Origin of the sequence: Acinetobacter sp. IK40 (assembly GCF_035615075.1) — a bacterium.
Lineage (GTDB): Bacteria > Pseudomonadota > Gammaproteobacteria > Pseudomonadales > Moraxellaceae > Acinetobacter > Acinetobacter courvalinii.
In genome coordinates, this window is the sequence record NZ_JANBOE010000008.1 from 74,384 (window position 1) to 87,351 (window position 12,968).

General features: G+C 44.5%; 11 protein-coding genes. 10 read left to right on the plus strand and 1 reads right to left on the minus strand.

Annotation, left to right across the window (positions count from 1 at the left end; all coding sequences use genetic code 11):
• The first annotated feature begins 133 nt into the window (after positions 1-133).
• The 9 genes from MSG93_RS14530 to MSG93_RS14570 all read left to right on the plus strand — a co-directional run bounded on the left by MSG93_RS14530 (position 134) and on the right by MSG93_RS14570 (position 10,787).
• Entirely contained in the window at positions 134-1,453 is a 1,320-nt protein-coding gene (locus MSG93_RS14530; RefSeq protein WP_032870412.1) for a D-alanyl-D-alanine carboxypeptidase PBP6B, read from the plus strand.
• 93 nt (positions 1,454-1,546) lie between these two features.
• Positions 1,547-2,833: an NAD(P)/FAD-dependent oxidoreductase gene (locus tag MSG93_RS14535; protein ID WP_324622331.1), complete on the plus strand. Its 1,287-nt coding sequence runs from the start codon at positions 1,547-1,549 to the stop codon at positions 2,831-2,833.
• A 125-nt stretch (positions 2,834-2,958) separates the two neighbouring features.
• Complete coding sequence (locus MSG93_RS14540; RefSeq protein ID WP_004770302.1) at positions 2,959-3,441, plus strand: FKBP-type peptidyl-prolyl cis-trans isomerase; 483 nt, start codon at positions 2,959-2,961, stop codon at positions 3,439-3,441.
• 119 nt (positions 3,442-3,560) lie between these two features.
• A complete protein-coding gene (gene phrB, locus MSG93_RS14545; protein ID WP_324622332.1) occupies positions 3,561-5,003 on the plus strand; it encodes a deoxyribodipyrimidine photo-lyase in 1,443 nt (480 codons plus the stop codon).
• A 179-nt stretch (positions 5,004-5,182) separates the two neighbouring features.
• Positions 5,183-5,932 (plus strand): hypothetical protein, encoded by a 750-nt coding sequence (locus MSG93_RS14550; RefSeq protein ID WP_005231782.1) that lies wholly within the window; start codon positions 5,183-5,185, stop codon positions 5,930-5,932.
• The gene (locus MSG93_RS14555) at positions 5,932-6,837 is read left to right on the plus strand and encodes a hypothetical protein (RefSeq protein ID WP_262769031.1); all 906 of its coding nucleotides are present in this window, start codon (positions 5,932-5,934) and stop codon (positions 6,835-6,837) included. The genes MSG93_RS14550 and MSG93_RS14555 overlap by 1 nt, the downstream gene beginning before the upstream one ends.
• A complete protein-coding gene (locus tag MSG93_RS14560; protein WP_005231784.1) occupies positions 6,824-8,074 on the plus strand; it encodes a glycosyltransferase family 2 protein in 1,251 nt (416 codons plus the stop codon). Before MSG93_RS14555 ends, MSG93_RS14560 begins: the two co-directional genes overlap by 14 nt.
• Positions 8,075-9,922: a hypothetical protein gene (locus tag MSG93_RS14565; RefSeq protein ID WP_324622333.1), complete on the plus strand. Its 1,848-nt coding sequence runs from the start codon at positions 8,075-8,077 to the stop codon at positions 9,920-9,922.
• Positions 9,900-10,787, plus strand: coding sequence for a hypothetical protein (locus MSG93_RS14570; RefSeq protein ID WP_324622334.1), 888 nt, complete (start codon positions 9,900-9,902; stop codon positions 10,785-10,787). The genes MSG93_RS14565 and MSG93_RS14570 overlap by 23 nt, the downstream gene beginning before the upstream one ends.
• Before the next feature lie 23 nt (positions 10,788-10,810).
• Here the strand turns inward: MSG93_RS14570 and MSG93_RS14575 are convergent, their stop codons facing one another.
• Positions 10,811-12,025 (minus strand): hypothetical protein, encoded by a 1,215-nt coding sequence (locus MSG93_RS14575; protein WP_324622335.1) that lies wholly within the window; start codon positions 12,023-12,025, stop codon positions 10,811-10,813.
• Between the two features lie 231 nt (positions 12,026-12,256).
• Here MSG93_RS14575 and MSG93_RS14580 point away from each other — a divergent pair, with 231 nt between their 5' ends.
• Complete coding sequence (locus MSG93_RS14580; RefSeq protein ID WP_005288229.1) at positions 12,257-12,958, plus strand: VIT1/CCC1 transporter family protein; 702 nt, start codon at positions 12,257-12,259, stop codon at positions 12,956-12,958.
• Positions 12,959-12,968 lie beyond the last annotated feature (10 nt).

Below are 12,968 nucleotides of genomic sequence, written 5' to 3' on the forward strand. Positions count from 1 at the left end.
CGTCTGATGAATTTTTAGCCTACAACGCAATTCATATATAAAATGTCAATAGCCCCTAGATTCTTCAACAAAAAAGTCATAGCATTCTCCTCTCACATTTAAGGCCACCGGATCGGCAATACAAGGTATGCACGTGAAATTTCTCCTCTCTCTCTTTACGTTGTTCAGTCTCATCTGTGCAAATCTCGCCCATGCAAACTTGCTTAACATTGCACCTGAAACAGTTGAGGCTGAAGCATGGTCCATCATCGATGCCCAATCTGGACAAATCATTGCTGAACACAACAGCCATGTTCAACGCGCCCCAGCTTCACTCACCAAAATGATGGTGGCTTATATCGCATTAAAAGATATTGAGGCTGGTAAATTACGTAAAGAAGACGTTCTGACTGCAACACCTGTGGTCAGTACGGTGATGTGGGATGAATCACAAATGTATTTAAAAGCAGGTGAACAGATTTCTGTTGATCAGCTTTTAGCAGGTCTGATCGTGATGTCTGCCAATGATGCCGCAGTAACACTTGCTGAGAAAATTTCTGGCAGCGTGCCACAATTCGTCGCCCGGATGAATCAGGAAGCTCAGGCATTGGGCATGAAAGATACCCATTTCAGCAATCCTGCTGGGATCACCATGACCGATCATTATTCAACAGCAGCTGATCTCAGCCTGTTAGCCAAAGCCATTGTGAAAGAAACGCCTGAATATCTGTATTATTCTAAAATGCCGAGCTTTAGCTATAATCAACGTTTCCACCATGCCACTAACCTTGCCTTGAAAATGGACCCTACCTCAGATGGTCTTAAAACAGGTTATACCAAAGCGGCAGGTTATAACCTTGCCCTGACAGCAGAACGTCCAACATTTAATCCGCATGTTGATAAACGTCGTCTGATTGTGGTGGTACTGGGAACGCCAAGTGCAGTCAAACGCGCGGAAGTGGCACATAAGTTAATGAACCTGGCCTATACCTATACCCGTGATGAGGAAGTCATTCCAAAACAAAAACTGATTGCAGAATTGCCTGTGATTAAATCAACCTTGAAAATGTTTAAGGTCGAAACGCAGCAACCGACTATCGTCACCACATCGTTATACGGTCAGGCAACACCTATCGACTTAAATACTTTTGATCTACTCACCCAACGCATTCATCTAACCGATGCCAATCAGCAAGTGACGACGGTTGAACCGCTACAAACCACCAATACCCGTATCAATATTGAATTGAATGAACAGCACTTGACTGCACCTTTGACGCAGGCCATGAATCTGGCGACGGTTTCAATTTACCAGAATAACCAGTTGATTCGCAGCTTACAGATTGAAAATGATGTGCAGATTGAAGAAGCCAATATTTTTCAGAAAATTATGCTCTGGTTCTCTAACCTGTTTTCATTCTTTTCGACCAGCGATAGCAAAACTGCCAAACTTTATCCTTTAAATCAAGGGTAAAAAACCAACTTTTTTTATCAAGATTAAACATACATTATTGAAAAAAGGATGGCATAATCCAGCCATCCTTTCACAAAAATAATTAGGTTAATCATGAGCAAAACCTTACATCATATCGTGATTGTGGGCGGTGGCGCAGGTGGTTTGGAACTTGCGACACAGTTAGGTGAACGTTTTGGCAGACGAGAGAAAGCCAAAATTACCCTAGTCGATCAAAATCTCACACACATATGGAAACCGCTCCTCCACGAAATTGCAGCTGGCTCGCTAAACCCTCACGAAGAACAAACCAATTATTTTGCCCATGCAGAAAAACATCATTTTGAGTTCGTGCTCGGCACACTTGTTGATGTAAATAAAGATCAAAAACAAATTACCCTTTCTCCCCCACAGCTTTCTAAAGAACATACGCCGCAGATTCAAACCCTCAGCTACGACACGCTCGTCTTGGCAGTCGGTTCTGTGTCCAATGACTTTGGTACCGAAGGTGTACGTGAACACTGTCATTTTCTGGATAGCCGTCAACAAGCCGATATTTTCCAGCAGGATTTATTTCACCTCTATATCGAGGCGCAGAATCAGTCAAATGAACGGGCCTTGAATATTGGCATTGTCGGTGCGGGCGCAACCGGGGTGGAACTGGCAGCAGAACTGATTGAAACCACCAAGAACTTCTATCGCTATGGATTAAAGAAAATTAATCCGAAGCAAGTCAAAATCACCCTCATTGAAGCCTCTGATCGCATCTTGCCTGCCCTAAATGAAAAAACAGCAGCGCATAGCGCCAAGCAGCTCAAGAAAATGGGGATTGAGATTCTGACTCAACATAAAGTCCAGAAAGTTGAAGAAACCCAAGTCTATTTCAGTAATGGTAATGTCATTCACTCCGATATTACGGTGTGGGCCGCAGGTGTCAAAGCGCCGAAAGTTCTCGAGTCTTTGACTGATTTTAAACGGGACAAGATCAATCGCCTGATGGTGTACGCTACCCTGCAAACCTATTCTGATCCAAATGTATTTGCGTTTGGTGACTGTGCCAACTGTCAGTTAGATGCACGCCAGCCGCCATTAGGCCCGCGTGCACAGGTAGCGAGTCAGCAAGCAACCTTCCTCGTCGATGCCATAGCTGCACGTTTATCCGGTTCTCCACAACCGATGTTTACCTTTAATGACAAAGGTTCACTGGTTTCACTGAGTCGTAATCAGGCGGTAGGAGAATTGTTAGGTGATGTCAGCGTACAAGGTTTCATTGCCAAAACCATGTATGTTTCACTTTATCGGATGCATCAGGCCAATATTCATGGTTATACCCAAGCGGGCATGCTGACCATGAAAGATTTCCTGACGCGTCGTGTCCGTCCAAAAATTAAACTGTATTGAGTTGAAATTTGATATTTCGTCTCAATATTTAACTAAATCGTTTCAAAAAGTGGAAAATAGTCAACAAAAGCTGTTTTTCACTTTATGATATACAGTTAAAACTATTGATGACATGGATTTAAAACATGACTGCTATTGCAAATAACCACGTGGTTTCATTCCACTACACTTTAACAAACGCTGAGGGTGAAACACTTGATCAATCTCAAGGTGAACCACTTGCATATTTGCACGGCGCGGGCAACATCATTCCTGGTTTAGAAAATGCACTTACAGGTAAAACTGTAGGCGAAAAATTCACTGTAAACGTTCCAGCTGCTGAAGGTTATGGCGAATATAACCCTGAACTTGTTCAAGAAGTTCCGGCGCAAATGTTCCAAGGCGTGGACAACATCCAGCCTGGTATGCAATTCCAAGCACAAACTGATGACGGTGTTCAAATCGTAACTGTTAAAGCGATTGAAGGCGATAACATCATCGTTGATGCAAACTTCCCGCTTGCTGGTCAAGACCTTACTTTCGAAGTAGAAATCGTTGAAATCCGTGATGCTTCTCAAGAAGAATTAGATCACGGTCACGTACACGGTGCAGGTGGCCACCACCACTAATTCATTTTTGAATTAGATGGAAAAAGCAAAGCTCCGGCTTTGCTTTTTTATTGGCCCTACTTTTATAAAATCAAAAAATCGCTTATGGTCATGTCAATTTCTTTAAAATAAACAGAATTATGTCGACTGCTTATCAACTGCTCTGGTTTCGTCAGGACTTGAGAATTCGGGATCATGCTGCGCTCTGGCATGCGACTCAGGCTGGCCCTACCATCGCGGTTGTGATTTTATCGCCTGAACAGTGGCAATTACACGATGATGCCCCGATTAAAATTGACTTTTATCTTCGACAACTGCAAAGCTTAAAACACCAACTTGCAAGTCTGAATATACCACTACTGGTTCACAGCATTTCGCTCTGGAAAGATATACCTGAGTATTTCGCAACCTTAATGCAGCAACTACCAATTCAACATGTATATGCCAATGTTGAACTGGGTGTAAATGAATTAAAACGCGATCAGGCTGTACAGAAACTTTTAAATCAGCAAGACAAGGAACTGATGCTTTTTCATGATCGTACCCTGTTTCCTGTTGGCTCGATCCGTAACCAGTCCAATCTGCCCTATCAAGTTTTTGGTGCGTTTAAAAAGACCTGTTATCAGCGTTTACAGCCTGCTCTACCACAATGCTATCCAGCCCCTGCGCCCCAACAAGCGATAACCGATTTAAAGCTGATCCCATCAACCGATATCAAGTCACTACAACTTGAATATCAAAAACACATCCAGCACCCCCATGATCACGAATGGCAGGTCGGCGAAGCCTATGCCTTGCAACAACTCGACCAGTTTATTGAGGAGCAGCTCAGTGACTACAAAATTGCACGCGATTTCCCTGCACGCGCGGGTACCAGTCAGCTTTCGGCTTATTTAAATATCGGCATCATTTCGATACGCCAGTGTCTGCAAGCCCTGTTCAGAGCACAGCAGGGCCATTTTGATATTCAATCCGATGCCCAGCAAAGCTGGCTGGATGAATTGTTGTGGCGGGAATTTTATCAGCATATCCTGTTTGATTTTCCGCGTGTCTCACGGCATTTACCCTTTAAGCAATCAACGCAGAATATCCCTTGGCGCGATGACCCCGTCGCTTTACAACAATGGCAGCAAGGTCAGACTGGCATTCCAATCGTTGATGCGGGTATGCGTCAAATGTTGGCAACTGGCTGGATGCATAATCGGGTACGGATGATTTGTGCCATGTTTCTGAGCAAAAACCTGCTGATTGACTGGCGTAAAGGTGAACAATGGTTTATGCAGCATCTGCTTGATGGCGATCTGGCAGCCAATAACGGTGGTTGGCAATGGTGTGCATCGACCGGTACAGATTCCGTCCCTTATTTCCGTATCTTTAACCCGGTAAGCCAATCACAGAAGTTTGATCCTGAGGGTGAGTATATTCGGAAATGGCTGCCCGAGCTGGCCCAACTTGATAAAAAAACCATCCATGAACCCTATGCAAAAAAGCACTCTTTGGCGCTGGATTATCCCCACCCCATCGTTGATTTAAAGCTCAGCCGTGCCCGTGCCATCGAGGTATTCAAAGCGCATTTATCCTAGTTACATAAAATAAAATTTATTTGAAATACAAAGCTTTTCTTCGTTCCTTTGAATAGACTATATTGTATGTTACTGTTTATAAAATTATTTTACACAATCCCTAACAGAAAATTTATCGTCATAGCCGTAAAATAATGATACCTTGATCACAAAATACATTTATTAAAACTAAAAATATTATGCAGAAAAATCCGGCTTCAGCACTCGTCTTGTGGATTATCTCAGCCCATGTTTTTATGGGCATCGTCGCGTATGAGTGGTTACCGGCAAGTTATCGTGGCAGTTGGGTTTTCCTGCTTATCCTGTTGATCGCCGGTGCCTTTGTAAATGTCGGTCTGGCCATCATTCTGGGATTAATTACCTTTATTGGCGTCGCTGTTTATTTCCTGCTTGACCTGGCCAATCAAACCTATGTGGAACGTCAACTGCTGTTGCTGTTTGTGCTGCCGATTACCCCGATTTTTTTAAGTGCCATTCGTCACAACATTCAGAATGCGCTCAAGACCTTCCGAGCCATTCAAAGTTATGATCGTAATTATCAACACGATATCTTGCCACTGACGGCCTTGAAACATTTTCAGGGCGAGTTAAAGAAGTTGCTTAAACTTACGCAGAAGGATCATTACAAGGTTATTACCACTCAGATCAATAATACGGTGCTGATCCGGGAAATGCTGGGTGAAGATATCTGGAAAGAAACGCAGAACAAGATCATGGCGATTCTTTCCACCGAGAGAGACAGCGTCATTTATCATTTTATCAATGAAGAGCTGAGCCAGATCAAAAGTATCGTCATTCATGAGCCTGTAATTGAGGAAAATCAGGTCTATCCTGTATTTATCCAGCAACTTCAAGACATGTCGGTATTAAAGCTTAAAATTGAACAACACACTGAATATCTGCGCCCTCAAGATCAAGAGGTGCCTTAATGTCCGTACTGCTTAATATTTGTGGTTTGCTGGTGACCACCGCAAATTATCCAGATACCACCTTGCAACAGTTTTATCAGCAGTACTATCACTGCTCGATCCAGCCTGCACAAAATCAGCTCAACCCTCAAACCCAACTTCCCAGAACGATCGCAGGTTTTTTCCCGCAACCCTCGACCTGGTGGCCAGTGTTTACCGCCGATCAGGTAGAATCGGAAAGTTTTAAACAACTGATGGAGAAAGGGATCAAACCGGGCATCATCCTGCCCAATGAATATTTTAGCGCAGTTAAATATTATAAAATCAAAAAGGCAGTCAATGAGGGTGCGATTCCGGTCGCCTTCTATCAGATGCAGCATTCCAAATATTTTGCCGCCAAAGCCACCTTTTCAACGGCCCTTGGACTCCGGCCCCTCGCTGCCCTGATTGAAACAGGCTGGGATGAAAACCTGATTTCGCAACCAGCTGGGAGTTATCTGATTCAATCCGATAGCCCCAATGAACTTCGAATTCCTGCACGTAAAATTCAGCAGCATCAACATTATTTTTATCAGGTGATCAAGGATCCTTCGCAAGCTTCGGGTTATCAGGTGGTGATCAATCCCCCAACCGACATGCCGGTAGATAATATTGAATATCCGCATCTGGGCATCTCCTGGGACATTAACAATATTCAATACACCAGCACCATCGACGGTGTAGAAACCAATCTGTTCGGTTATTTGCTGATTGCCTTGAGTACGGTCGTGATTCCGCTGGATTATATCTATTCCGCGCATTATCCAAGCCTGCTCAGCACCTTTGGTAGCTCTATTTCCTGGATTTCCTTACTGCTTGGCGGCGGATTACTGCTGATCCTGATCATTTCCATCATTCGCAGGAGAAGAATAAATGCCCGCAATTGATATTCTTTTTCTATTTGGCTTTCTGGGCATCTGGATTCCTCAGGCCTTTTGGGCATGGCTCAGTTATCAGGCCTGGAAATATTCTAAAAATGCCGCCAAAGAACTGGAAAACATGCCTGTGCCGGAGCATTGGCCAGTATTAAGCGTATTAATTCCTGCCTATAACGAAGGTGTGGTCATTGAAGATACCTTACATGCAATTGCACAACAGGATTATCCAGCGCATGCCTATGAGGTCTTACTGATCAATGACGGATCTAAAGACAATACGTTAGAAATTGCCGAACGTATGGCAGCGATTTACCCCTGCATTAAAATCGTCAATGTCCCCAAAGGCATGGGCGGTAAAGGTAAATCCCGCACCTTGAATAATGGCCTGCCACATGCCAAAGGTGAATTAATCGTGGTCTATGATGCAGATAGTACCCCTGAGCCGGACTGTGTACGTTTATTGGCACAGACCTTATTGGCAGATAAAAAACTGGTTGCCGTCAACGGTAAAGTACGTACCCGTAACTGGCGTGACAGTATCCTGACCCGATTCATTGCCATTGAGTTTATCTTCTTCCAATGGATTTTTCAGGGAGGACGCTGGCAACGTTTCGAACTTTCTACCCTGATGGGAACCAACTATGTGATCTGGCGGGATGCACTGGAAACCCTGGGTGGCTTCGATGAAAAATCTCTGGTCGATGATACCGAAATGAGTTTCCGGATTTTTCTGGGTCAACGTCGGATTAAATGGGTACCCTACGCCGTCGGCTGGCAGCAAGATCCGCCATCCTTAAGTGTCTTTGTCAAGCAACGCTCGCGTTGGACCCAAGGAAACTTCTATGTCACCAGTAAATATTTACCGATTGCGCTAAGAAAACCCTTCCCGATCGGCATTGAAATTTTTAACAATATTATGTGTTATGTCCTGTTTGTGCCTGCCCTGATCTGGAGTCACATTACTTTAACCCTCGGTTTACTGGGTATTGCCGGGATTACCGTTCCTGGCCCGTTTACCCTGCTTTGGGGCTTATCGTTCTGTCTATACGTCGCACAAATGTGGTTTACCCTATCTCTGGAAAGAGCTCAACCTCAACTCTATTTCTTCTCGGTTTTATCGTATATCACCTATTCACAGGTGTTTCTGTTTATCGTGTTCAAAGCGGCCTATGACATGCTGAAAAATAAGATACAGGGAAACTCACTACAATGGTACAAAACTGAGCGCAGCAAGGAGAAAAAATAAATGAAAAAGAAGCCATTACATCAACAGATTTTTAAAATACTGGTCGCGAGTGCCGCGATCTCCTTGCCGGGGTTAAGCTTCGCCGATACGATAAACACCTGGACATTTGATAATATCAATACCTCCAATAAGTACACCATTGAACCGCATTTCTTTTATGTGGGCAAAGGCTCGGAGTGGCAGAATATTCAGTTTAGCAGTGAATATTCGACCGAACATTTCACCACTTTGCTGGTGAAATATGATGACAAGCTGATTTATAACACCACCTTGAATGGTGATGGGACGCTGAACTTTAATATTCCAGCGACCAAGAGTGGCTTTCACCGTCTAGATTTCATCTTGCAACAATATTCGCCACCGACCTCGCCTGCAGCTGATCGAACCACCTTCTGTAGTGAAGATGTGGATCAGGTCACCTATCTCAGCAATTCCAAGATTGATTATTCCCGCCATCGGCCTATTTATCGTTTAAAAGATTTACCTGATGCCTTATTTAACCCGCAGGTGGTCCGTCCAACACCTTTTGTCGGGGTATTAAAATACAATCCGGCCAATCTCAATGAAGCCTCGATGCTGGGGCGTTTAATCAGTGCCTGGAGCTCAGTTACCCCGATCCAGTGGTATGAAAAAAATGCGCCAGAGAACCAGCCAGCTAACTTTTTTATTGAAATTGCAAAGTCTGCAACGCCTTTACCGAATGGTACCCTGGTACAGATTAGTGCCGAGAATGAGGTCCCGACTTTACGCATTCAATATGACAATCCAGAAAAACTGGTCTCTGCCATCAATGGCCTATTAAATCCAAATTATTTACAGCAACTGGATACCTCTTCCACGACGCTACCCAACAAGCTGGCTGCACCGTCTTGGGCCAGAATTAAACAGATCAAATCCCTTGCCGATTTGGGCATCAGCGATTTCCGACTCAATCAGGCAGAAAAGAACCTGTTCTTAAACTTCCCTGCGGTTTGGCAACCCACCGATATTTTGCAAGGGCAAATCGCCTTGCGCGTGCAGAGTGGTTTACTGGAAGGCTCAAATATTACCACATGGATTGATGGCGGTCTGGCCGGTAGCCTAAAAACCGCTGAACTGGATTCAGATCCGGTCAACCGGCAATTTAACTATTTTGCCAAAACCATTTCCAACAATACCAACTTCAGCATGAAGCTGGAAAACTCGGTGATTGTAAACTCGCAATGTTTACCAACCGCCAAAGGCTCACTCTGGATTGATACACAAAAATCGACCGTAAAACTGCCGCATAAAATCAAAAACGGTGTCGCTTCGCTTTCGATGAGTTTTGCCACCCATCCTACCATTGCGATTGATGGCAATTCGGGCAGTCTGGAAATTGCCATGACCATGAGTCAGGTGGCGAAAAAGATGCTGATGACCAATGATCCGATTCCATTAAATCTGGTCAAGTTTGATCCAGCCAAACCAGAGCTTCTCAATGTACAGGTCAACCCGAATATCTACCGTCAGCAAGTTTTGATGCATAAAGATATTCTGTACGCGCCCGCCACTGCACGCGGTTTTCTGGTCAGTTTCCATGAGCAACGTTTTGATGTGATTACCGACTCGATTGAAGGTGCGCAAAATTTCAGCAAGCTCTGGGATAAGATTCAAACCAACATCCCGAATAATGCCAGCAAAATATTGGTGGCAGAAAACGGACAAGTATTTATCTTACAAAAAATTATTGTCGGTAATCAGAAAGCGCCTCTGGTTCAGCAATCATCATTCTTTATCTTGGTGGTAATAATCTCTGCTATCATGATTCTGGCAATTTTGCTCTGGTACTGGCGTAAACGACCGAATGCTAAAAATAAGGCAGATTAAATCTAAACTTTTAAAAACGATTACGTTATCAGCCTTAATCAGTTTAGGAGGTTGCATGCATCTGTTTCAGGCAGATGTGCAGCCTCCCCAGATTGAGGGAATATTCTGGCAACCCGATCTGGCCACCGCTCCCCCCTCAGGCAACTGGAATTTACTTGGCGTTTCCACCTTTGTACCGCAATGGTCAACGGTGCAGTCCAAAGCCTGGTTCGATCATGACATGGGCTTTGAAAAGTGGGACAAAACACTTAACTTAGAACAGCTCAACCAGCAGCCGTGGTCTGAAAATATTATTTTAGGACTGGCAGGTGAATATGATGAAAAACTGGCCCGCTCTAATGTGCTGCAACTGGCAGAAAGTTCGAAACAGATCATTGAAAAAACCCAGTCCGTTCCTCTAAAAGGTTATTATTTTCCTGTTGAGGCTGATCCGACCTGGCTCGGTGTCGGTATGTTGGCACAGGCGATCAGTAGCTTGCCCAAACCGGTCTGGGTCAGTATCTACAGTGCTGAACAGTCCCCTGAACATCTGGATGTATGGCTAAAAAGCTGGTTACCGCACAATACCCATGTTTTTTTTCAAGATGGTGTCGGTGTCGGAACGCGTTCGCCCCAGCAAGCAAAAATGATTCTGGAAAATCTTCAGAAAGAGTTTGGTAAGGATAAGGTGGTGATTGTTTTGGAAGCTTTCCGTCCAGCAAAATCAGGCCAGTTCCGCTCAGCTTATCCGTGGGAAGTGGTGGAACAGCTTAAGGCCTATGAAGGACAGAAAGTGTATATTTTTGACGGTCCGCATTATATGAACCGTATGACTGTTTATGCCGTGGCATTATGGTACAAACTGAAATACGGCTCTAGCGGATAACCCTATCTTACAAACGCGCGCGACTAGAAGCTCTTATAAAACACCAGTTCCGTGCGCGTGTTGTTATAACGATCCGTTCCATCAGCCAGCGCATCTTTGAAATAGTGCCCGTACAAGCGCTCAACGCGTAGTTTTACCGGTATATAGTTAAATGGCTGCCATGCAACACCTGCACCATATTCAAATAAGTTATTATAATTTTCGCCTTCCGAGTCCGCCAAAGTATGTAGCTTGCCATAAGCCTGTACGGTACCCGCTTCTCCACGATAGAGATTAAAACCCGAACGCAATCGTAGGTCGGCAATAACGTTATAGTCTTCTCGGGAGTAACTCGCGACATTACCATATAAATCAGTAAAATAATCATTCCAGAGGGTACGTTGATCAACAGCTGGATTGGCATACCATTCCTGATAGCCAGTAACACCACCGACCACACTTTCACGGAACTTATCCCGATTACGATCAATCAGATCATAACTCCCGCCCACCTCTAAATAGGCACGTACAGGAATCGATTGCCACGGCTGATAATTTGCACCAACACCGACGGTTACTGCATTTTCATCGATAATCTCGGGACGTACCCCGCCTTTGGATTTGGTATCACGGTTCAGGTTTACAAAGCCATACACCTGTGCCCGACCATTATCCAGATTTTTCCCGTAGCGCATTTTCAATGGAAAAATGAAATCGTCATAACGCGATTCATAAGAAGGTGCAAAGTAGACATCTTTAAAGGTGGATGGGACGGCTGAAGCACTCAGATTCTGTACCGCTTGCTGAGCCTTGCTTGCCATTTCCGGATCAGATGAAGCCGATAAATCTTTAAAGATGGCTAAGGCTTCTTTATTTCTTTTTTGCTGATTGAGTAAATAGGCTTCCTGTAGTTTCAGCTGTTCATCCTGCGGTGCAAGCTGCTCGGCTTTACGTACACTCTGGATGGCTTCATTTTGCTTGTTCAAACGGATTTGCAAATAGGTCAGGCTTTTCCAGACTTTAAGGTCTTGTGGCGTAAGTTGCCCCAATTCAAGCAGGATTTTTTCAGCTTCTTCCGGCTGGCTTTGTTCAAGCTTGTAAAACTTGTCCCAACGGTCATAAATCGGATTGCCCGGTTTATAGGCCGCATCCCCTTCCTTCACAAATTCAGGCTCGGCACTCAGTACCTGTTGTACAGGCAAGATTAGCCCCAAAATGAATAGTGTATGACTCAGCAGCTTATTTTTGGAATTGTTCATCGCAAATCTCAACTAAAAATACTCACAACAGGGCCTATGGCAAGAAGGGCTTATTCGCATTTAAAATGTTAAATTGTTCACATATGATAACCAAATCATCGTTATGCTATCGTTAAAATAAGTTAATTTATAATAGATTAAGTTTATGAAACAACAATAGAATTTTACAGACAATTGAGCCCTTATAAAACCAGGCCTGAACAGATTAAATAAATTTAAACGAGTAGGATTATGTCTTTTTCACATCATGCAGAACCTCATGTCATCCAACGCTCAGGCTGGCTGCGTGCGGCTGTGCTCGGCGCCAATGATGGCATCATTTCGGTGACCAGCCTGATTATGGGGATGGCAGCCAGTGGTGCCAGCTCGCATACCTTATTGATCACCTGTATCGCAGGGCTGATCTCTGGTGCGACCTCTATGGCGGCAGGCGAATATATTTCAGTCAAGTCCCAGGAAGATATTGAAAAATCCGACCTGCGTTTTGAGGCCCGAGAACTGGAAAACAACCCGCATGCCGAACTCAAGGAACTGACCCAGATTTATATCTCACGCGGTTTAAATCCGGAACTCGCACATGAAGTGGCCAGACAGCTGACCGAGCATGATGCGCTGGGTGCGCATGCACGGGATGAAATTGGCATCCATGAAAATACCGCTGCCAATCCTGTTCAGGCGGCGCTTTCTTCTGCCGCCTCGTTCTCCTGTGGGGCGGCCTTACCGATGCTAGCGATCTTGCTCAGTCCAGACCGCTGGATTGCATCAGCTGTATTAATTACCGGGATTATTGCATTGGCGCTCTTGGGGGCATTGTCCAGTTACTTTGCCCGCACTTCCCTGCTGAAAGGCAGTCTGCGGATTAGCTTATGGGGCATGCTGGCCATGGCATTTTCCAGCTGGGTCGGTTCCCTGTTTAATGTCACCCCGATTTAAACCGAAGATG